General features: G+C 55.5%; 16 protein-coding genes. 1 reads left to right on the top strand and 15 read right to left on the bottom strand.

From position 1 onward, the window contains the following. Nucleotides 1-161 precede the first annotated feature (161 nt). The 6 genes from DXC52_RS08540 to DXC52_RS10345 form a co-directional block, all read right to left on the bottom strand. Complete coding sequence (locus DXC52_RS08540; RefSeq protein WP_117746923.1) at nucleotides 162-512, bottom strand: hypothetical protein; 351 nt, start codon at nucleotides 510-512, stop codon at nucleotides 162-164. 93 nt (nucleotides 513-605) lie between these two features. Continuing rightward, nucleotides 606-4,262: a hypothetical protein gene (locus DXC52_RS08535; protein ID WP_117746922.1), complete on the bottom strand. Its 3,657-nt coding sequence runs from the start codon at nucleotides 4,260-4,262 to the stop codon at nucleotides 606-608. 325 nt (nucleotides 4,263-4,587) lie between these two features. Beyond that, complete coding sequence (locus tag DXC52_RS08530) at nucleotides 4,588-6,423, bottom strand: P-loop NTPase fold protein (protein WP_158554629.1); 1,836 nt, start codon at nucleotides 6,421-6,423, stop codon at nucleotides 4,588-4,590. Nucleotides 6,424-6,591: 168 nt separating this feature from the next. Next, entirely contained in the window at nucleotides 6,592-7,908 is a 1,317-nt protein-coding gene (locus DXC52_RS08525) for a DUF262 domain-containing protein (RefSeq protein WP_147330616.1), read from the bottom strand. Further along, nucleotides 7,908-8,240: a DUF262 domain-containing protein gene (locus DXC52_RS08520; protein ID WP_117746919.1), complete on the bottom strand. Its 333-nt coding sequence runs from the start codon at nucleotides 8,238-8,240 to the stop codon at nucleotides 7,908-7,910. Before DXC52_RS08520 ends, DXC52_RS08525 begins: the two co-directional genes overlap by 1 nt. Further along, the gene (locus DXC52_RS10345) at nucleotides 8,230-8,361 is read right to left on the bottom strand and encodes a hypothetical protein (protein ID WP_255413097.1); all 132 of its coding nucleotides are present in this window, start codon (nucleotides 8,359-8,361) and stop codon (nucleotides 8,230-8,232) included. Before DXC52_RS10345 ends, DXC52_RS08520 begins: the two co-directional genes overlap by 11 nt. A 577-nt stretch (nucleotides 8,362-8,938) precedes the next feature. On the opposite strand from DXC52_RS10345, the gene DXC52_RS08515 reads away from it, so the two are divergent. Continuing rightward, on the top strand, nucleotides 8,939-10,861 hold the full coding sequence (locus tag DXC52_RS08515; RefSeq protein ID WP_117746918.1) for an RICIN domain-containing protein: 1,923 nt from the start codon (nucleotides 8,939-8,941) through the stop codon (nucleotides 10,859-10,861). Here DXC52_RS08515 and DXC52_RS08510 read toward each other — a convergent pair. From DXC52_RS08510 to DXC52_RS08470, 9 genes are all read right to left on the bottom strand, one after another. Then, a complete protein-coding gene (locus DXC52_RS08510) occupies nucleotides 10,858-11,754 on the bottom strand; it encodes a beta-1,6-N-acetylglucosaminyltransferase (protein ID WP_158554628.1) in 897 nt (298 codons plus the stop codon). The genes DXC52_RS08515 and DXC52_RS08510 overlap by 4 nt on opposite strands. 41 nt (nucleotides 11,755-11,795) lie before the next feature. Then, the gene (locus DXC52_RS08505; RefSeq protein ID WP_117746916.1) at nucleotides 11,796-13,022 is read right to left on the bottom strand and encodes a Coenzyme F420 hydrogenase/dehydrogenase, beta subunit C-terminal domain; all 1,227 of its coding nucleotides are present in this window, start codon (nucleotides 13,020-13,022) and stop codon (nucleotides 11,796-11,798) included. An 11-nt stretch (nucleotides 13,023-13,033) separates the two neighbouring features. Next, on the bottom strand, nucleotides 13,034-14,539 hold the full coding sequence (locus tag DXC52_RS08500) for a lipopolysaccharide biosynthesis protein (RefSeq protein WP_117746915.1): 1,506 nt from the start codon (nucleotides 14,537-14,539) through the stop codon (nucleotides 13,034-13,036). A 51-nt stretch (nucleotides 14,540-14,590) separates the two neighbouring features. Then, nucleotides 14,591-15,661: a polysaccharide pyruvyl transferase family protein gene (locus tag DXC52_RS08495; protein WP_158554627.1), complete on the bottom strand. Its 1,071-nt coding sequence runs from the start codon at nucleotides 15,659-15,661 to the stop codon at nucleotides 14,591-14,593. Nucleotides 15,662-15,682: 21 nt separating this feature from the next. Further along, nucleotides 15,683-16,747: a glycosyltransferase family 2 protein gene (locus DXC52_RS08490; protein WP_158554626.1), complete on the bottom strand. Its 1,065-nt coding sequence runs from the start codon at nucleotides 16,745-16,747 to the stop codon at nucleotides 15,683-15,685. Between the two features lie 11 nt (nucleotides 16,748-16,758). After that, the gene (locus tag DXC52_RS08485) at nucleotides 16,759-18,027 is read right to left on the bottom strand and encodes an EpsG family protein (protein WP_117746913.1); all 1,269 of its coding nucleotides are present in this window, start codon (nucleotides 18,025-18,027) and stop codon (nucleotides 16,759-16,761) included. Continuing rightward, entirely contained in the window at nucleotides 18,024-19,040 is a 1,017-nt protein-coding gene (locus DXC52_RS08480; RefSeq protein ID WP_117746912.1) for a glycosyltransferase family A protein, read from the bottom strand. The genes DXC52_RS08485 and DXC52_RS08480 overlap by 4 nt, the downstream gene beginning before the upstream one ends. A 24-nt stretch (nucleotides 19,041-19,064) precedes the next feature. After that, nucleotides 19,065-20,066, bottom strand: a complete 1,002-nt coding sequence (locus DXC52_RS08475) for a glycosyltransferase family A protein (protein ID WP_158554625.1) — start codon at nucleotides 20,064-20,066, stop codon at nucleotides 19,065-19,067. 4 nt (nucleotides 20,067-20,070) lie between these two features. Further along, nucleotides 20,071-21,378 (bottom strand): sugar nucleotide-binding protein (locus tag DXC52_RS08470; RefSeq protein WP_117746910.1); only part of this gene is annotated, 1,308 nt, incomplete at its 5' end.

The raw sequence follows: 21,378 nt of genomic DNA, 5'->3' as shown, positions 1-21,378 counted from the left end.
GCGCCGCGTCTATAATCTCCTGTAGGTCATCGTGTCTCTCGTTCACCTCAATGGTCCTCCTGACGCCGGCGTGTTGGCACCACCAGCGTAGTGGCGGCGGGGAGGCACGGTGGCCATTATTCGGTGACCGGGATTGGTCAAAATAGTTTGACTATTAGCGGCTAAAATCGCCCGGCGCTAACACCATCCCCCGAATAGGCGCTCAGGTTCGATTCAACAAGTGCATTGGTTGAAAAGAGCTTTAGACCCCCTTCGCGGTAGAAGTCGCCTGTGCAGAGCAACCAAATCATCTTGTCGAGCTTGCAGGCAGTGGACTCGGGGTCCACGCCGCCCTTCCGCGCCGCGCGCGCGGCTTCGAAATGGCAACGAGCCACTTCGGCCTCGCTGTCAGTGGTAGCGTAAAACTGAACAGTATTCAGCTGGCCGTTGACACAAACATCGACGAGTGGCTGCTGAACAAGCTCGACGACCTGATCAGGGCGATGCAGCTCGAGCTCATGGAGCTGCACCACGGTTCGTCCTCGACTGTCTTCTGCACGCAGTGCAGGTCGAAGGGCTAGGCAGGAGCCCCCGAGGCTTTTCCTAATTCTAGGTGTTAAAGTCGATTACTGCCTGCCGTGGAATAGCCTCCACTTTTCGTCTTCGATGTCTCTTTCAATTGAAGACCTCACTTTTAACAGCCATTCTCTGTGTTTTAAATATTCAACACCTGCGGGCAGCTGAGCAGCAATCGATTCAATCGCCTCAATCTCCTTGAGCTTTGCTGGAATAAAGCCTTTTTCTGGAGACCCGCTCATTGAAGATCGACGGAGATCCAAATCGTTGATCGATATCCCGTCTTTATCGAGCGACAGAATGAGGGTGATAGCCCTGACCCTCGCCTCGTCATTGCAATCGGACAAGGCCCAGCTAATTCTATCGAGACTATTTGCGTCGGCGATCCTTTCGCGGATGATATAATCCAGGCGCTCCCAAAAAATATCGCTCGAGAGCGCATTTGCGTCACGAACGGGAAACAAAGCGGCTATTTCAAACCTACCGAGTGGTTCGCTCAGCACTTCATCGATCAATGCTTTCAGCAGATTCCAAGCACGATTGTCCTGGACGGTCCAAAACGAGCTGATTCTTCGCAGGAGATCGTGCCTTTGTCGGTAGTCGAGGCTGGCAGCGTATTCCAAAAAACGGTCAATCATTGAACTGTCAAGGCGTAAAAGGCAGCGTAGGAAAGCGAGGTTATAGTCGAAAGAAGGGCGTCCTTCAAGTGCGAGAAAATACAGGTTGATAGCCGGTAAGGGATTGGATCCGAAGTACGAATCTAGAGCGGAGACGCGCTTTTCGTCTCCGCAGTTGCCGAAAAACCGCCAAACCCCATCATTGTGAGTGCGTTCGGAAAACCTAGAAGCATATTTGAGGATATAGCCAGGATGCTTTGGCTCGACTATCTCCAAATCTTCCAAGCAGAGATGCGTTCTGCCGTCATCGAGTCTTGCGAGGATCTCGTCGAGCTCCTCCTTGTCGGGCCCGTTCTTTATTGCTAGCAAATCAAGATAGTCAAACAGGGCCGGATGGTCACTCACGTCGATCACCGCGCCCAGCTCGTTTCTAAGGACCTTCCTGCCGATGGTTTCAGCAAGATGGTCAAGTGCTTCGTACGGGACGGGGATCGTCGAGGGCGACGAAGCGATATTGCGTGCGATTATGCTTGAGGCAGTATCTGGGGTCCTTTTGGCGATTTCCAGAAGGACTTTTCCGATAGCCCTGCCCGACTCCCACTCTTTATCGGAAATCTCATAATCTTCGGCTAGCTTTCCCAGGGCTTCGGTCAGTCGTTCTAGCGGTAACTCTTCCGCGGATATCCTCGGTTCTTTCTCTACGAGAGACTCGGAGTTCTCCAGGCCAAGTGCGTCGAATGTGCTCTGGCGGAACCCATCGAGGCTCAGAGGGGGATTCTGCGCGCATGTTTCGTAAATCTGGTTGATGCTTAAGCTGCATGAGAGATCGATTGTCGAGTCTTCGCTTATATATTTGGGGAATAGATCTTCGATCATCGAGAGCACCGAATGCATGTTTTCTGCATGCTCCGCTTCAGGTTCTTTGCCATAGAACGAGAAGTGCTGCCGAAAGGTGGATCTAACTTGCCTGCTGAATTCGGTTTCGACTAGAACGGAGAGCGCCCGGAAGCAATGGGCGTGGAGCTCGGCCAGCTCTGATGTGAAATTAAAGATCAGGGTGTTGTATGTGTACGTTATGCCGTTTTGCCGAACGCGCTGGACCCTTGAAGAGAGGTATGAACTCGTCAAGACGATCAGACATGCTGCAACATTGCGGGAATGCGATTGTTGATATTTTTGAGCGAGGGCATCGAGTTTGCTGTTTTCCAAATCGAATCCCGTACGATCGAAATCGTAAGCGAAAGCGCCGTCTTGCCCGCATGCCCAGTTGTACTCGGCCGCCCGCTCTGTGCCTCTTTCTACACACTTCACGAACAACTCGGAGGCTGTTTGCGAATACTCGCTCGAGTTCATCAGGGATACGGAAATATGCAGGGGCATAGATCCGTCCGATGTCGAATTCATGCCGAGAATTTCTTCCGATACGTCAGCGCAAGCAGCACTTTCGATGCGGTTTGAGGCAAAGGCGAGCGCCTGTACGGGGAGGAGTTGATTGAATGTGATTATGAACTGATCGGCAATTCGCTCATCCCGATTCTTTATTTCATCCCAAGCTTTCTCGCATTCCCTTCGAAGATAGTCGTACACGCTCGCACTTCCGCATACTTCAGCCATTGACTTGGCGGCTTTGAGATACGGCGCGTTCGGCATTTCTGCGGTATGCAGAATGAAATCTGCAAAACTGCCGTTCCCTTCTTTTGCGAAGTGGCGGCATATCAAGAAGTCGCGAAGATTCTGCTCTTCCATCCTTATGGCTAGCACGCCACCGGCTGAGGTAAGGATCGTGACGATTTCCTGGTCGTTCAATCTGGATGCAAAATCCCGAATCTCGGCGTCGTCGTACCCCAAGCCCAAGAGATCCTCATAACAAGGGTCTCCTTCAATAAGATCGCAGCAGTCGTAGATTGCAAGGATCTCTGCGAGACGTTGCTCTCTGCTGGAGTACCCAGCTAAGGCGGAATTCATATAGATGTTCAGAAGATCGTATGGCTCTTGGATGGCTTCGAAATTGCCGTCTGCTATGGGGCTTGCTGCCATGATAGCCAAGCGCAGGTTTCCGTTTGCGATTGCCGATACTCTCTCCCTCAGTGCTATGTTTTTTATGTTGTATTCGGTCTCGAGTATCGCTTCTATATTTTCCGCGGTTAGAGGCTCCAGCTCTATTTCTCTGAAATTTAGATAACTGCCGATTTTTGCGGTCAACTCGCTTCGGTGCATCTTCCTGCAGGTGAGGACAATCTTTAGCTTTTTGTTTTCCAAACAGATTCCCAGCAAGTGCTCAAGTGACAGGTTGCCGTTTGCATCATCGACTAGAAGGATAATGTTTTCCGACTCCGACAAAATCAGCTCGATATCATCGTCGAGATGCGATGAATACCTAGAGTCCAAGATAAGAAGATCCCAGTGATGCCGTTTGCTGAATGAGAGGCATGCGTCGAGGGCGATCTTGGTTTTCCCCGATCCAGACTGCCCCTGAATCACCACTGCCTTGTTTTGCTCTATCGATTCGACGATGACTGAAAACTCGGAATCCCTGTGCATGAGGAGCTTCGACAGGTCGGTTGAGAAACGGTCGTTCAGGCTTCGCTCGATGAAGCGGTCTGGGGCGATGAATGATCCCTTTCCGAGTGGAACGCCCAATACCGTATGCGCTAGCGCAGGGTATTTTCCATCAAGGTCGCTCGCAATTGTCTCTGGCCCGATTATTTCTATCCGTGGATCGATGGCACGGACCTCCTCGAGTACCAGAGGTGAAAGGCGAAAGTATGTGTGGCACAGGATGATTCGATCTATGAGTTGCGGATTGATTCCGGTTTTGCTCCTGTCGAGGCAGTCTTTAGCATCATTTAGCAGCTTATTGCGGATGTCGGAATTAGAGGTTGTGTATGCCGCGAAGAGGTAGTGTCCATTCTCTCCTACGGAGTACATGTCTGGCACTCCGGTCGTGGTTTTATCCGTGCCGCATTGGGATCCTAATTCAATGATGTTGTTAAGCGAATATCTCCTATATAGATACTGATTTGCTAGTGTTTGAAAACGCCCGCCTTCGATCTGCCTTAGCTCTTCTTGGATCTGATTTATTTGGGACATTTTGCTCCTCGCGATAAATTCGCCTTTTGATTTCTCTTTTCTTACTCTAGTCCGCCTACCTCAGCAAGCCTTACAAGCTCGAGGGACGAGTCGACGACGTCCTCGAAGTCAAGCCCCGCCGCATAGGCCCTCGGATAAGGCGAGCGGAGGGCGCGTGACCCCGTCGGAAATGGCCGCCGTTAGGTGCGTGTTCGAGAGCTGCGCGGCGGAGCTGGATGGAGCCTGGGCAAGGCATTAGGGCATCCTCGTCCTTGTCGTAAGACTGCCATTAGAAGATCTTCTGCAAATCCTAAGCCACGTTTCAACTTGGCAAAAGCTGCGGATCCTAGATATCGGCAAGACATTCGAGACTCTTGGATATGGCGTCGAAATAGATCCTTTGGTAATACTCCATGGTCTCGACCTTGCCGATCTCCGATCCGAGCCTCTTGGCCCAAGCTACGAGGGCCTTCCTGTCCTCGCCCTCGAGCGAGGCCGTGCACGACCTCATGTGGTCGCCCGGAAAAAGGACACTGTGCACAAGCCGAATATCTTCGGGAGGCATCTTCTCCATCGCCCTCGCGAGGAGGGAAGTGTCGAGGGAAATGAGCGACAGGATGGGTTCCGACCAGTCATCTGATTTCGAGAAAGCCAGATAGAGCTTCGTCGCGAATTGGTCGGGGGCGTTTTTCAGGACGTTGCCAAGAGACTCCGACTCCCGTTCGCGTAGCGTCGTCAAGGCGAGCTCCCTCAGCCTGTCGACCTCCTCCAAAGCCGGAATCTCATGCGCTTCGCTCGAGTCGAAAGGGATCTCCTGCCATGCGACTCGATTCTTTCCGATTGACCTCACTGCAGACTCGGGATCCCGTCCAATGGAGGATTCCATCGCCTTGACGAGCGGCGCGACCCCTTCGGGAAAGGCGTCAGCAAATTCCCCCGCAATGCCTTTGACGGCACGCAGGACGTCGGGATAGACGTCGAACGACAAGCCGCGGCTCCCGTCCCCGGGGACAATCCCGGCGACTATAGTCTCCACCATGCCAGGGACATCGGCATCGCGGAAAGTGGCGTGTCTGATGCCGTCGATACATTCAATAGCTTTCCGCGCGGCCGGCCCGTCGGGATGAAAGGTCGCAAGGTAATCTTCCAGGCAGGAACGAACATGCTTGGAATCGACCCCCTCACACCTCTCGAAAAAGCGGGGGATGAAGTCCAGAGCGGCGTATTTGAGCCGGCGCGACTCGAAAATGCCACCCCTAAGGATGGAATCCTCCCGGCTTGACGGAGGCCCGATGCGCATCCCCTTCGCCGCCCCCGCTGCAAAGCCGAAAGCCTCTTTGAAAACTGCCCTGGCAGACTCCGGGTCGGTGGGTTCAGCGAAGAACCCGGATTCCTTCATCCCGACCAGCACGGGGCGCATCTTGCTGAGGGATCGCAAGTTCGGCGATTCGCTTCCTTCAATCGCCGAAACGGCGTCCTCGAGCGCGCCTGGGTAGATGCCGCCCAGCACGCCTCCCAGAACGCGTTCCACAACCGAGCCGACCGAGGGCCTGAACCGGCACTTCCGCCAGACGGTCTTCTCGATGAGGCTCTCGTACTCCCTGGTCGTCCCCTTCTCCCCCTTCGGTCCTAGCCCTTTCCTCCACTCATCCTCGTTGCAGACGAGGAGGACCTTCTTCCTGCAGCCGACGACGAGGTGGTCGACCGCCCCGAGCAGCTCGCGAATGCCCATGTCGCACCTCTCCACGTCGTCTATGACGAGGAGGGTCTCGGGGCCGATGATGAGGTTCACGGCATTCAGCGGCGCCATCTTGAGATCGACGCCCGCCTTCTTCTCCAGCTCCCTGATCTTTTTCCCGAGGAACGATATTCCCGTGTCCTTGGCGAACCCGACGAGTGAATCCCACCTGCCCCTCTCCCCGCCGGCCGCGCACCCTATGGCGTATTTCGAGATGAAACCAGACTCAATCGCCCCGCAGAGCTCCGCTAAGTCCTTGGCGCCGTAGGCGGACGCCACCACGACGGGATGCCGGCTCTCATCCTCCTCCAGCTTCTCGGTCAGTGCGTGCTCGACAAAGTAGGTTTTCCCGCATCCCCATTCCCCGGTAAGCATGAGGGCGTACGAGTTCTCCTTGTCCTCGAGGTACTCCCTCACGACGCCGATGATGTCATCCTCGTTCACCTTGGTCGCTCCTTGTCCGCCATCGGTTTCCACCCTTACCTTTCCTATGGCCACGCGAGAGCCTACTCCAGCGCTTTCGGATCCCATTCGAACCCTTCGGCCTGCCGCCTTATCGCCGGGTCGATGCACTTCTTGACGAGCTCAAGCGCCGCGGCCGCGCGGTGCAAGCTAGTGGATGACCATTTCAAACAAATCTTTCGCGATAAAAACAACGCGCTTCTTAACGTCAAAGCAACCATTCGCATAGCGTTTAGCAAAAGCTCTTGTAGTGGCATAACGCGATTCAGCGTATATGGGCAGCTTTTCCTTAAGCGATTTGTCTTTACATTTCGCGTTAAGTCGCTCTTCTAGCATGAGCAAGTTCCCAATAATCGAGTTTTCCTGAGCCTGCGAATCCGGAAGAATGTGCTCTATTGTGAATGCCTCAGAAACCCTAACACCAGACTTAAGCTCCTCGAGCAAGGCAAGGACCAACTTGCAGCGATCCTTCAACTTTGTTTCGCTAGACAACGGCCACGAATGAGACCATCCAAGCGAAAGGAGATTAATTCGAAATGTTTCTTCTGAAGGCAGTTTTTCGTTAAAACTCTTTTTCCACTCATCTAACACTTGCTGGGTGCAGTTCAACTCGATTGCGTATGAGTGTTTCACGATCGAATCCGATAGGTGGTTCGACTCCATTCCCCCGATTATCTTATAGCAAATATAGAACCGGTAAATAAATCCAATCGCATCATCATACTGCTCGCTCGTTAGCTGCTCTATTTCGCGAGCGTGCATTAAACTCATAAGAAGCGGCCTGAAGACGCGGACATTGTGTGTTCTTAAGAAACTCAAGATTTCCGCATTTCTGTCATCGCTGGTTGGCTCGACAATCTCTGCATAATATCCGGCTTTTAGCCTTAAATCATAGAGAAGATCAGCAGCCTTCTTTGGATCCGTAAAATCCCTTATTTTCTTATATGCTCCATCCTTGTCGCCTTGACCTAGGCGATATTTTTGAATTGCGTAGTGACGCAAAAAAGCTTTCATGTTCGAGCCGACTGTTGCTTCAATTTCCGACCATACCTGTTTTGCATCATCGCGCTTTTCTATAGGATGGATATAGCGCATAATATAGTTCTTCAGAAGCTCATGGTCCTCAAGCTCGATACCTCGCGCATTCAATATTTCGAATATTGTGTACGAATCTTCCTCAGACGATGATTTGATGTTTACATATGCGACAGAAATGACCGCATCCCTGAAGGCCAGCAACTCCTCATCCTTCATCTTGGCGAAACTTGCACTGAAATATTGGAAGGCTTTAACGATCAGTTCGTCTTTTGATCCGGACGCGCGTTTGCTCTTCGAGAAAGCCACAGCAGACATGGCAGCCGCATCTTCAGGAGAGATAGCAATTACTCCTTCGACGATCCTCGTTAATGATAAATGATTCTCCGGAGCGACGATCGCGTGCTCAACATCCTTAGTATCTATCGCCACTAGATATTTTTTGTGCCATTAGCGTGGTTAATCATATTCCTTTTCTTGAAAGCGAACATGAGGCTAGACAGCAAGAGCGTTAGGGTAATAACTCTTTGTTGACCATCAATTATTGTAAAAACCCCGAGGCTGTCTTCTTCTTCTTCCTCCATCAGCACTATCGAACCGATGAAATGCGACGTAGCAACTTCCTCTGTCACAAGCTTGATGTCTTCGAATAGATCTTTCCAGTTATGCTCATCCCACACGTAAGCGCGCTGATTGCGAGGGATTCTATAGATTGAGTCATTAAGCAGCTTTCCAACCGTACTCTGACGTGCTTCAAATGCCATGTTGATCCCTTGCCTTCGCAATAGTTTTGTCGGCCTTGCCGCCTCTCGGCGTCACCAACGCCTTCGCTACAATAAAAGTCGGCACATCGCCGAGCAGGGCCGCCTTTTCGCTCGCGAACATGCCGACTGCCCCAATCAATCTCCGTCGCTGCCATCATCGTCGATTAACCAACATGTCAGCAGCAGGCAATCGTCACGTCCACAGTCCATTCTATATGCCGGCTGAGCATGGGGCGCATCTTAATCGCCAAGATATCCAGGAAGCCCGAGCTTCCAGGGAAATGCCTTCAGACGCCTTACGTTGGGTAGGCCCCCTACAGAGATCTATTGGCCGTGCACCGCAAACAACGCGTTAGGCCGTTGCACGCAATCGGCCAGCCACCCAGCATCCCCAATCCGCACCACAACTCCCTACCCCGCTCCAGCCATCGTCATCTCCATACAGTGTCCAAACCCACACCAATAAAACCAACCCACGCAACAAGCAGCCCTCGCTTAGCAACCCAAACACCACCACAAGCCAGCAAGCAATCACCAGTCTGCGTTCGCAACATCGCTTGGAACGGCAAATGCTTACCGCGCCCTTGAAACACGCCAAACTCGTCTACAACCTGCGGTTTTTCGTTTATACTGCAATCGTTGAAATGCCGGTACGCTTGCAGAATCGTACCTGTTCCGATTACAGAAAAGGGGCCGTCATGCGTAAGCCTGCCTCCTGCGTCCTTTCCATCGCGCTCTCGCTCGTAATGACGGTTGGTTTTATCCCGTCACCCGCGCTTGCCGAAATCGCCAGTGCGCCAGAACCCGCCGCGCAAAGCGCCGGCAAACCTAACGAGAGCCCAGCCGAAACCACGTCGGGCCAAGCCCGGGCAAACGATCAAATCAGCGCCGCCTCCGGCACCAATGTAACGGCCAACGCAACGCAGCCGATCGACGCCAGCATGTTCAGTATCGAGGACACCGACATTCGCTACACGGGCAATCCCGTGATGCCCACCGTCACGTCGTCGACCGTGCCGAGCGACCAGTACACTGTCGCCTACGAGAACAACGTAGCCATCGGTCAGGCGACCGCCGTTGTGACCGCCGACGACCAGAACTACAGCGGCACCTGCGCGATCCCATTTGAAATCAAACCGGCGAACGCGGCCGCGAACTACCAGCACAGCACCACCGCGCAAAGCGGCGACATCACGCTCACCGTCCAATGGAACGACCCGAGGCTCGGCCAGGAGACCACGTTCCATGTGACTGCGACGGGCGGAAGCGGTGCGTACCAATTCCGCATGGACGCACCGACGTATATGGATCCCGACGGTAGCAGCGAAAGCGTTGCCGACCCCAGCCGTAACCAGTGGCAGCAATACACCGGCGAATGCACATCGCACGACTACCAGTTCGAAATGACCGCTAGCGGCACCTATTACCTGCGCTTTTACCTGATGGATAAGGCGGCCGGCGTGTACTATCTGCGCTCAAACGTGTTTGCGAGCGCGAACGACGACGCCTATCCGGCGGTCAGCGCCATCGTGAAGTCCGCAGTCGACAAATGCAGCGCCGATACCGACGGGTCCGACTACGCCCGCGCCCTGTGGCTCCACGACTGGACGCTCGACCAGCTGGAGTACGACCACAACCTCAACTGGTGCTCGGCTGAAAGTGGCCTCACGCGCCACCAGGGCACCTGCGAGAGCTACCAGTGCATCTACTCCAAGCTCCTTGACGCCGCGGGCATCGCCAACGGCCGCATCACCGGAAACGGCCACACCTGGAACGCCGTAAAGATCGAAGGCAAATGGTGCCAGATGGACCTAACCTGGGACGACACCAGCGACAACTGGTACGGAGACCTAGACCAGCGCCATCTGTACTTTGGCCTGACCGACGAGCTCATGACAATCGCCCACTCCGACCACACGGCTAACTACCAAAAGGACGGCTACGCCTACCGCTCAACCGACCTGTCCAACAATTACTTTGTGCGAAACGGCAAGGCAGATGAATGGGTCGAGAAGTATGCCGACCGCATTCAGCAGCACCTAGATGCCAGGGAAGAGAGCTTTTCCATTGACGCCGACAACCAGTTGTTTCCGCCCAGCATCTCGGGGATTCAGAACGGGATTGTTGCGTATGCGATGAATCAGAGGAGGTGGAAAGTCCAAGGCGCCAAGGTTGTGCTGGCCGCAACCTCCAATGTCGCTACTCTGCCGAACAGCACATTGACAGTAAAGTACGACTGCACTGCCAAATATCAAGCCGCTCAAGTAAAGCCAGTGCAGAGCGTCCCCGACGGCGAATACATGATCTGCAACAGAGGGCTGGGCACGGCGATGCTCGATATCTCAGAAGCCTCGAGGTCCAACGGCGCCAACGCCCAGCTATGGGAGGCCAACGGCTCGGGGGCCCAGCGGTTCATGATCTCCTACGACGAGTGCGCGGGCGCCTACGAGATCATGTGCGCGGCGTCGGGGCTAGCGCTCGACGTGGATTGCGCCGACTTCTCGAGCGGCGCCAACGTCCAGCTGTACGAGTCGAACGGCTCGGCAGCGCAAAGCTGGAGGCTGGCAGCAACTGGCAGAAACCCATTGTCGGACCGGCACGGAGAAGGCACGAAGGATTAGCAGACGAGCTGTTCAACCGCTCGAACGATATCGGAATCGATCTCGAAGTCGAACTTTCTGGCGAACATCATCTTTGAATCCGAAATCGAATCTAGATCATCCATAGACAACACTCGCGGGGACTCGTCCTCGCCCCAATCAATCATGCGCATGATGCCGTCCGTATTGTCCTCCCCGGGCATTCGATAGAAATCGAACCGCTTGCCTGTATTCCAGGCAAAGGTCTGCAGAAACAATTCGTCACCGCACATAGAATCCCAGAAAACTGACCGTACCAGAGAAGCGTTCTCTACGATGTATCGAGCGAGCTCATCAGTTATAGAGAACCAGTTGTCGCCTTTCATCAGCTTAAGGCCTTCAGCAGGCTTCCTATAGAGTTGCAGAAGCCTCGCCAAAAGACTGTCCACCTTTCGCAAAAAAATTTGGGTCTTGCTCTTCCCGAAGGCGTTCCAGATTACATGGCCGCCGATCCTACTCCCATAGTCCCTATTGTGGTTTTCGAAACGAACAAACTCCTTGCCCCCGCAGGAATCGAAGAAAGAATGGATCCGATCCTGGCTCTTGATGGGAAGGTCTTGCCCGCTCAAAAGGTGATAGTAGGTGTAACGCCCCTTGTCAACAGCGGCGTTGAGCAGGCCAAGCTCACAGGCGATTTGCGAGTAGCCTCCCCATGTGACGCTAATACGGGGAACGAAAAAGAATCCCGCCTTATCAATGGAAGCCAGCGCTCTGTTTTCATCCCATCCGGTATTCTTGGCATCCATGTGGATGAAGATATCGTTCCGGGGGTCATCAAGGGTCCTCAGAAGCGTACGGAGGGTCTCGTCATCCTTATGAGCCATGACGAGATATGCATGCTTGCATCTAGTAAACACGATTTTGTCCTCAGCCATGACAGTTCCATCACCAACAGACATATTTTTGTCACAGTTCATTAAGCCTTCCCCAGCAATTTCTTTAACCTTCGTTTGACTCCCCCGAGCTTGCTACGTACGCGCTGGGCGAGGGAGGGTTCAAAGCCATACACAGCCATCATCTCATCGATTCCTCTCCCGCACTCGAGGTCGGCCATGAACTCGCCGCGTCTCTCATAAGGCACAACGGGCCTAACCAGGCTAGGATTGCCAGGCAACACCTTCTCGAGGGAAGACTCGCCCCACTCAATTCCAGACTTAAGCCTCTCAATTGCAGCAAGGCCCTTTGAGGTGTTGCACAGCACCGCGGAAACCCCGCCCTCGTAGTCGACCTCAGGGTGCGACGACTGGATCCCCCAGAAGTCCCCCAACGTGACGTCTGAGCCGCACGAGCGCTTGACACGACAAGCAAAGCACGAGGGTCTTAAGCTAGCATTAGCAAGGAACGCTTTCATGTACCAGTCATCCACGAAGATGCAGCTGTCGGCCGCCGCGGACGAAGCCCTCGCGACATCTTTCTCCGCATCATGCGCATACGCGTATGATGCGGAGAAAGACAGCCATCCGGTTGCCTTACTCCGCATGTTCACCGCGCGCAGCGCCGCGCCCACACCGACCTCCTTATATGCTGCCCACTTCTCCCAGAGGAGCGGCGAGGGGACGCCGTGGCAAATGACATCCACCGAGAGGAAACCGTCTGAGTCGGCGAGCTTCCCAAGGTAGGACCTCATGCCCGCAACTTGGCACGCGGTGCCGGAGAAGAGCACTCGCCTGCCACCGCGCAGAGCCTCCCGCACGCCCTCGTAGGCCTTGCGGCCGACCGAGCTCTGCACATACTTGGAACGCATGACGGAATCGAGATCTGACCCGTCTTCAACGAGCACGTGCCGCACATGTCTGCAGCCCTCATCCCAAGCGGCGCCGCACACGACGCCGCCATCCGCAAGAACGTCAAGGGCGAGCAGCCCGAAGACCCCACCCGAAGAGGAGGCAAGTCTCTCTCCCCTGTCCCTCGACTTCGCCCAGAGAACGGACTGCGCGCCATCCTTGGGGCGCTCCCCCATTGCGGGACACACCGAATCGCAACCCCCGCAGCCGATGCAGACATCTAAATTGACCATTGGCGTGGGGAAGCCACAGCCGTCGGTAATCATCCCGATGCAGGATTTCGGGCACCTCGCGGCACAGGCGCCGCAACCACAGCACGCATCTCCCAGCAACGTGATCTTCGGAAGGGACTTAAGCATAAAAAAACCTCCTAACGCAGGAAGGGCAATTTAGCCGCGATCGACGACTTCTCGCTTGAATCGAGAACGAAGAGCCACATTGCGGCAGCGAAAAGCACGGTGTAGACGACGCCCCAAGCCAGGAAAAGCAGCCAGCTAGTCACGGGCAGCAGCAGAGCCAGCCCCATGCATGCGGCCAAGACCACAGCGGAAGCCAAGACCACAGGCAGGTTCTTCTTCCAGAAATAAGCCATGTCCAGTCCGATACGCGCCTGATAGTACCAGTTCATAAAGAGACCGTTACCCAAGGCGATGCTCGCGATGTAAGCGATAGCGGGCGCCCAGTATCCGAGAACGGGCGAGGCAAACCATGTAAAAAGAACATTGAGACAAGCCATACAGAGGTAAACCACTGAACGCGCCCTATGCCTGTTTTTAGCGCGCTGGATCTCGATTCCCGTGTTCTGACAAAGCGGCACGCCCACGGGCAGCGTCATCGCACAGATGAGATAGTAAGTATCAAGGAAGCCCTCACCCGCCCACTTGGTAATGAAGAATCGTCCAAGCAGGACGAATCCACAGTACACCCAGCAGAAGAGGAACATCTGGTAGCGCCCTACGCGCGTCATGAGCCGAGTTAGCACTCCGTTGTCATCCGATTCAGCGACGATCCTATTGATCTTGGGCACAAATACGCTCGACATTGTTGTCGAGAGCGAGTAAAAGATTTGACGGATTTGCAGCGCCACAGCGAAAACAGATACAGTGACTGCGTTCGTGAGCGCGCCGAGCATCATATTGGGCACGCTCTGGTTAACTAAATCGCAAACCTGGTTGGCGAATATCCAGGCCGAGAAAGCTGCGACCGCGTGGAACAGGGCTCCGTCAAACCTCCTGAGACTGAATCGCATACCGAGCTTCGACACAGCATAATGCATGTTGAGGGCGAGCAGAGTCAAGGTGACTGCGAGCTGAGCCAGCGCTACACCGACCGCGCCCATACCAAAGTTGAGCAAGACAAAAGCGATACCCGGTGTCGCTAACGTGGTGAACATCTGACGGCTTTGCTGAAACTTGAACTGTTCGTGGGCCATGATGTATGCGTCGAACACAGTCGAGAACAGCACCGCCGCCACGTTCACCGCCATGATAGCCATGAGCTCGCCCGCAAGCCCGACTTGGTCGAACGTAAAGCTGCCAGAAAAGAATAGCCCAACGTTCGCAGCAAAGAGCAGTCCCAACACCAGTGCAATGGAGCTGATCATCGCATATAGCGCAAGGTACATGCCATTGAGTGATCGGACGTCTTCCTCCGTCCCCTTAGCCTTCTTCTGCGTATAGAAGCGGATATACGCCTCGGAGAAACCAAACGTCAGAAGCGTTAGGGAGAAGACGAAGGAATTCGCAGTCTGGTAAACACCGTAGTCCGCCTGACCCACGAAAGCGAGGAGCATCGGGGTATAGACGAGGTTGACGAGATTCTTAACGATGATGTTCGCGTACCCGAGAATCGCCCCGGCCTTGCGTTGACTAACCATGGACAGTATCTCCCGAAGATAGAGTTTCAGATTTCACTGGACATAACCACCCTATAAGCTGGCAAGGGCAGCGCGAAGCCATGCGACGGAATCATTCCTCTTCTCCTCAAGCTCTCGCTCGAAGCCGGTCCAATCGAACTCATCGACGCAGCGCTCGCGGAAGCAATCCTTACCGGCGCGGTTGGAGTTAATCCCAAACAAAGCGTGGAGGGTATCGAACCTGCTGGACATATTCCCAGCATTTCCCTGCCGTTCGTAAATCACAAAAGGCCGGTGGAAAAGGAGACTGAAAACTGTAGCGTGGAAGCTGTCAGTGCAAACGAGAGCAGAGTGGTGAATAAGCCACACGAACTCCGCGGGGCCGACCGGCAAATGGATATCCGTCAAGTCCACCAGCCCCAGGCCGTCGCGGCCACATCGCTCCGCGATCTTTGCCGAAGCTGTATCGTCTCCCAAGACATACTTAAGGCAGAAAGGCCCCTCCAGGTCGATGCCCGGAATAATCGGGCGCTCCTCTATCTCGGACCACCACTTGGCAGTTTGGAGCATCGTAGGGTCAAGAACGACCTTGACATCCCGCCCAGTAAGCTCGCGGACAATCTGAGCACCCGCGAACTCCCGAACACCGATGTCCTTGATTCCGCCAAGCCATTCGGAGTAGCGCCGACCCCACTCCTCAGGCATGTCCGACATGCCGATGCCGAAACTAGCGGCATAGGCCATTTTCTTGTCGACGCCCACGGCGCACTGGGCGCCAAACTTACTCGCACCCAATCCCCACCCGGGGTTCCAGCATTGATCGGAGCCGATCACGACGGGACCAGTGATGCTACGAACGTCCCTCTCGGCAATCTCAACGACAGGCGCACAGTACTCATCCTGAAAAACTCGGAAACGCCGCCTCCTCTCGGCGGGCGCCTTCTTCGACTCGATTCGGACTCTGTTGAGGTCCGCCATGATCTTAAAGACCCCGCGCTTACTCACCGGGCGGCGGCAATCGACCGAAAGAACCTCTTTGCCGGTAAGAGAGGCGACGGCGGCCTCGAGGGCGCAGGCCTGCAGCCTATTCCCGTAGTTGGTGGGGTCAAAAATGCTGAGAATATATATCTGCCTGTCGTTCAATGAAACTCCAATCAAAGATAACTAACGAGTGCCTCGGCGTGAAATCCAGTACTTAATGGTTCTGCCGATAGACCGGATGTACAAACCGAAGCGGATATACAGCGGAATCATGCCGCTGCAGCCGAGCCAGAGGCGAAGAAACCGCCGGTTCTCGCTCCTGCAACAGCCGTTCTCAAGAGCCCCGTGGCAATCAAATCCTTTCAGGCTATCTGTCAACCAGGAAAGGACATCAGAATCGGAAGCGCCGTTGGAGAACGCAGTCTCCGCAGCGTAGGCGCAGGCCCCTACAAACCTGTCAGTAAGCAGTCGGTCGACTGCCTCCAAGCCATCGGGAGACATCCCTACGTCAGGCTTGGCGGCGAAGCAGAGAACGTCTCGCATAGCCCGGGGGTAATCGAACTGCCCCTCCAGGTTAAGGCCCATGGCCGAGCCCCCGGAAGGCATGCGGTAGAGATAGTAGACATCGCTGTCTTCGACAGATTCGCAAATAGAGGCGCAGCAGAGCAGCTTCAGGATGAACTCCTGGTCCTCGCCGGTCCGCCTCCCGACCGTGAACCGGACCCCACTCGCCGCGATGAGCCGAGCAGAAACGAGGAAGAGCCAGCAGGGGAAAGTGGCGTATCTGTTCCCGAGCGATAGCTCGAGGAACTCCGATGCGTTCCCGAGGAACCGCCCGTACCCGAAGACCGTGCCTCGGGGAAGAGCACGGTACGCAAGCGCGACGACATCGGGGCGGACAGGCCTGCGTCCCAGCAGGGACCCCGCCTTCTCCACGAAGTTGGGAACGACGGTGTCATCGACGTCCAAGAAGGCGAGATATTCCCCACTGGCGGCCGCGATAGCAGCATTGCGCGCAGCGGAGACCCCGGCGTTCCCCTGGTGAAGAACCTTAATGCGATCATCGCCCCGCGCGAGCGCATCGGCCATCTCACCCGTACCGTCAACAGATCCGTCATCGACGATGATGGCCTCCCAATCGTCGGACGTCTGCTCAGAAAGCGAGCGAACGGCTGCCTCTAGGGTAGAAACGGCGTTATAAGCGGGGACAACAAACGTGATTAGAGGCGCCGTGACAGTTTGATACATGGATTTAACCTCTAGAAAAGGAGAAGCGGATAGAAAACGGCGCTCTTCATGACCTCGACATAGTTGAATGAAGGGATGAAGCTTGCCATGGAGATCAACCAGACGGCAATAGCGAGCAACATCAAAACGGCATCGGCAAGAATCGGCCATCGCGAATCAACCGCATGGCCCCTTCCCTTGTTGTTAAGCAGATATGTCGAGCCAATCAAGATCGGAATGAACTTCAAGCGGTTGCCGACGTTAACGAGGGTGAGTTCCATCGCGATGACGCACATCGTCAAAACAAGAACGAGCGCCGTTCGTCCATCATGCTGTCTCGTGGCGTAGATCCTAAGCAGCAGGACCCCGAGCAGCAGCAACGAAAACACATGGCTCAGATTGCTGAGAAGGTTGTCCGCCTGCTCTTGATCCCACTCCGTGCCGATGGTATAGAAACTCGCCTTCTTCAGAACGCTCGTAATGACAGGCACCCCGTCAAACAAATGGGACGCGAGAAGTACGGAAGCCACGGAAATCATGGTGACGACCGCGACAACGCAGATAATCGAATTCCTGACAGGGTTACGCTCGAGAATCGGCTGAACTAGGAACAAAACCAAGACGAGCAGCATAGAATTGTGGATGAGGCATGCGACGATGATCAGGACGAGCGACGGCAGAGAATCCCTGAACCCGTAAGACCGCCTCTTACATATCGCGACCGCACAAATCACGCAGCCGAGAGCCGAGCGAACGTTACCGATCAGGGGCTGCGCCGGGACGGCAAAAAAGATGAATAGCATGAGCGGGAGGAAAGCCCATGCATCTGTCGTCTCCTCGGCACACCTGTCCATCATCAGCCAAGCGATGAGACCGTAACCGAAAAACGCGGCGAGCGACTGGAGAAGTCGGAGGTCGCCGATATTCCCGGTTACCCAACACAGAAAGTTCCAGACGAGCAGGCCGTTGTGATCCTCGTTCAGGCTGGTTCCGATCGAGAGAATGTTCCTGCCATCGTAGTAGCCGCATTCAACCATCCATCGGGTCATATCGACAGGGTGGTTGTAAACGATACCATGGGCGACAAGCGCAGCGGAAAACCCAACCCCAAGGGCGCAGGCAACCGCCATCTTCTTTGTAGGGGCCCCGGTAAAGACGAGAAGGGAGAGGAAAACGGCGAGGAGGGGCGAAACAATAGCGCATACGCCAAGGAAGAACACCATGCCGAGCGCGTTCCCCCTACCCGCCATCGATAGGGTCCTCTGCGGCATGCCTCCCGAACTGATAGTTAAGATCTTCATCGAGCCAAGCTCCTCGCCAGCGGAGTAGCAGCGCGGCAGGCAACCAGGCACACATACGCAAGATAATCCATTTTCTTTTCCAACAAAGTGAAGAAGATCCGCTGCTCAAGCCTCAAATCCCCGCATCGACCGATGGCCTCCGCGTACAGCGATGTATCCCTGAACTCCTGGAACTGCTTTTTAAACCACTTGCCATCAGCATTCTTGCGCATGTCGTAGAAACCGTTAGACAGATAACCGACAAGAGCGGTCTCAGCAAATCCATTCCCCGGCCATTTCGAATCCCACGCGACGGCCTGTCGATGGACGGCTTCCTTGACCATGGCGTACTGGGCAATCTGGCCTTCGCGATAATTGGCAGTAATGCTGCTTGCGTTGGGACGATAATAATACAAGGGCTCGCGAACGCATGCGGCGCTCTTCATATTATCGAGAATGTAAAGGCTTTGCAGCTGATCTTCCCCAAGCTGCATCTTCCCATAAGGCGAGTAATCTGAATCGGCATCGACGCAAGACCTTCGAGCGATTTTAGTGACCATATTTGGAATATATCCATCGAGGAACGCAGAGCGTACATCGTTAAGGCTTTCTCCGGTATAGAAACGCTGTTCACCGGGCAGTCCCCCAGGGAGCACAGAGCCGAACGTCGGAGATTCGCTAAGGCAGATCAACACGACGTCGGGATCCAGTTCGTCAATGATCCCGGAAACCGCACACATTGCATTGGGCGCCAGACCGTCGTCGCCGTCGACGTGCCAATAATAATCACCGTTGGCGGCTTTGATCCCGGCACGGCGAGCAAGCAGCAACCCCTTGTTCTCCTGTTTGACTATGCGGACGGGAACATCCGCCTCCGCGGCGAAGCGCTCATAGATACTCGCGCTGCCGTCGGTCGAGCCGTCGTCGACGATGACGACCTCGTAGTCGGAATAATCCTGATGTGCAATGCTGTCCAAGCATTGTCCGAGATATTCCTCTACGTTATAAACGGGAATGATTATCGAGAATCTCACATTAAAAACCTTTGTTCATAGGGATTATCCGATTGCTTTGCCAGAAATCGCGGCATAAAGGGCATAGAAAGCGTTATGCATCTTCGGGGAAAGCGCAAAAAGCGCGCACCTCAGTCTCCAGGTGCGCGAAGCTAGGGTGTTCCTTGAGGCGCGCATCGCAAGGTCGCGGGCAAGCCTCAAATACGCCTGCCCCTCCGCCCTGTCGGCAAAGCTATCGAGATCAACCCGCATGGCAACGCGCAGAATGCAATACGCTCGGAAGCACTCGAACTCGCCATCAAAATTTCCCTCGGCAACCCGCCGCACGGCCTCAATGGCAGCATCCATATCCCTCACATGCTTAGGGCCTTGCTTCTTAAGCGTTGTGATGGAACCGGGCCTCGTCACGTACGCATAGAAAGGGGCGTCAGTGACAGCGACGGTCTCTACACGGGAGCAAATCGCGGAAGTCACGCCCATATCCTCGAAAAGCTGACCCTCGGGGAACACAAGGTCGGGCATCAAAGAACGGGAAAACAACTTGCCCCAGGCAGACCCGCTCTCCCCTTCGAGCAGAAGAAGGCGCCTCAGATGCTCCCAGCCGCTCTCCAACGTGAACAAAGGCTCACTCCGCATTTCATAACTCTCGAGAGGAGGCATCTTGGCAAAGGACCCCGCGACAAACGACACATGGTATCTCAAAGCCGCCTGGAGCATGAACTCAACGGCCCGCGGATCTATGAGATCGTCTCCGTCGACATACATCAAGTAGTCACCGTGACAAAGCCGAGTGCCATAATTTCGGGCAGATGAGAGCCCGCCGTTCTCCTTGTGGAGAATCTCGACGCGTGAATCATCCCCGACGACGCTAGCAATCAACTCAACCGTGTCATCGGTACAGCCGTCATCCACGATAAGAATCTCAATATTTGGATACGTCTGACAGAGCAGCGACCTTATGCAGGGAAGCACGAACGGCCCCACGTTGAAGATGGGGACGACGATGCTAACAAGAGGCGCTTCAGCTTTTGATGCTGTAGAAATCATATCTTTAGAAAGAACCTCCCAAATCCAAGGCATCCAGGTACTCCCCCAGCTCTTCCTCCCAGTCGGGCATGTGGAAGCCGACGGCCTCGAGTTTCGACAGGTCGAGCGCGGAGTGGACCGGGCGCGGGGCGACGGGGCCCGCGGCGTTCGAATAGTAGTCGGCGGTGCTGACCGGCACGACCCTGTCGCCGTTGCCGTTGGCGGCCTCGAAGACGGCGCGGGCGATGTCCGCCCAGCTCTTCACGGCGCCGGAGCCGGTGCAGTCGTAGGTGCCGTAGGGCGCGTGCGTCCCCAGCACGTGGAAGATGGCCCGCGCCATGTCGCGCGTGAAGGTCAGGCGTCCCAGCTGGTCGTCCACGACCGTGACCTGCGTGAGCTTGTCCTCGGGGTCTGCGACGCGGTCGGAGAGCCCCCTCATGGTCTTGACGAAGTTGCGGCCCTCGCCGATGACCCAGCTGGAGCGCATGATGTAGTGGCGGGGGCAGCCGGCCACGGCGATGTCGCCGGCGGCCTTGGTCTGGCCGTAGACGGACAGCGGGCTGAGGGGCTCGTCCTCGTCATGCACCTCGGCGGTGCCGTCGAAGACGTAGTCGCTGGACACGTGGACGAGGGTGATCCCGTGATCAGAGCATGTGCGGGCGAGGAGGGCGGGGCCGGTCGCGTTGGCCTTCCAGGCGGTCGCGCGGCCCTCGGCGGTCTCCGCCCTATCCACGGCGGTGTAGGCGCCGCAGTTGATGACGGTGCCGTAGAGCGACCAGTCGTACTGCGCGTAGGCGTCCGGGTCTGACATGTCGAAGGTGTCGATGTCGCAGAAGTCGAAGTCCTTGGCGACGCCGCGCTCCTCCGCCAGCCTGCGCACAGCATGGCCCAGCTGGCCGTTGCAGCCGGTGACGAGCGTCCTCTTGGGCGCCATTGGGACGACGTCCCTGAGCATCGGGTGGTTGAGGTCGGCCTCGGAGACGGTGGCCTCATCGAGCGGGATCGGCCACTCGATGGCGAGCTCGGGGTCGGCGAGGTTCACGAAGGTGTAGGTCTTCTTGAGCTCCAGCGACCAGTGGGCGTCCACCAGGTAGGTGTAGGCGGTGCCGTCCTCCAGGGCCTGGAAGGAGTTGCCCACGCCGCGCGGGACGTAGATGGCCTTGCTGGGATCCAGAACGGTCGTGAACACCTTGCCGAAGGTCTCGCTTCCCTCGCGCAGGTCCACCCATGCGCCGAAGACGCTGCCGCGGGCGACGGAGATGAACTTGTCCCAGGGCTCGGCGTGGATGCCGCGGGTGACGCCGCGGCTGTCGTTGTAGGAGATGTTGTTCTG

The sequence above is a fragment of the Collinsella sp. TF05-9AC genome (assembly GCF_003438495.1).
GTDB lineage: Bacteria > Actinomycetota > Coriobacteriia > Coriobacteriales > Coriobacteriaceae > Collinsella.
The sequence above is the reverse complement of the archived record's forward strand: the minus strand, read 5'-3'. Positions and strand labels throughout refer to the sequence as shown.

Coding starts and splice junctions, on each gene's coding strand:
- DXC52_RS08510 (WP_158554628.1), bottom strand. CDS start 11,754: ATGGCTGAGGACAAAATCGTGTTTACTAGATGCAAGCATGCATATCTC.
- DXC52_RS08515 (WP_117746918.1), top strand. CDS start 8,939: ATGCGTAAGCCTGCCTCCTGCGTCCTTTCCATCGCGCTCTCGCTCGTA.
- DXC52_RS08490 (WP_158554626.1), bottom strand. CDS start 16,747: ATGTATCAAACTGTCACGGCGCCTCTAATCACGTTTGTTGTCCCCGCT.
- DXC52_RS10345 (WP_255413097.1), bottom strand. CDS start 8,361: ATGTTCGCGAGCGAAAAGGCGGCCCTGCTCGGCGATGTGCCGACTTTT.
- DXC52_RS08485 (WP_117746913.1), bottom strand. CDS start 18,027: ATGAAGATCTTAACTATCAGTTCGGGAGGCATGCCGCAGAGGACCCTA.
- DXC52_RS08475 (WP_158554625.1), bottom strand. CDS start 20,066: ATGATTTCTACAGCATCAAAAGCTGAAGCGCCTCTTGTTAGCATCGTC.
- DXC52_RS08535 (WP_117746922.1), bottom strand. CDS start 4,262: ATGTCCCAAATAAATCAGATCCAAGAAGAGCTAAGGCAGATCGAAGGC.
- DXC52_RS08520 (WP_117746919.1), bottom strand. CDS start 8,240: ATGGCATTTGAAGCACGTCAGAGTACGGTTGGAAAGCTGCTTAATGAC.
- DXC52_RS08505 (WP_117746916.1), bottom strand. CDS start 13,022: ATGCTTAAGTCCCTTCCGAAGATCACGTTGCTGGGAGATGCGTGCTGT.
- DXC52_RS08500 (WP_117746915.1), bottom strand. CDS start 14,539: ATGGTTAGTCAACGCAAGGCCGGGGCGATTCTCGGGTACGCGAACATC.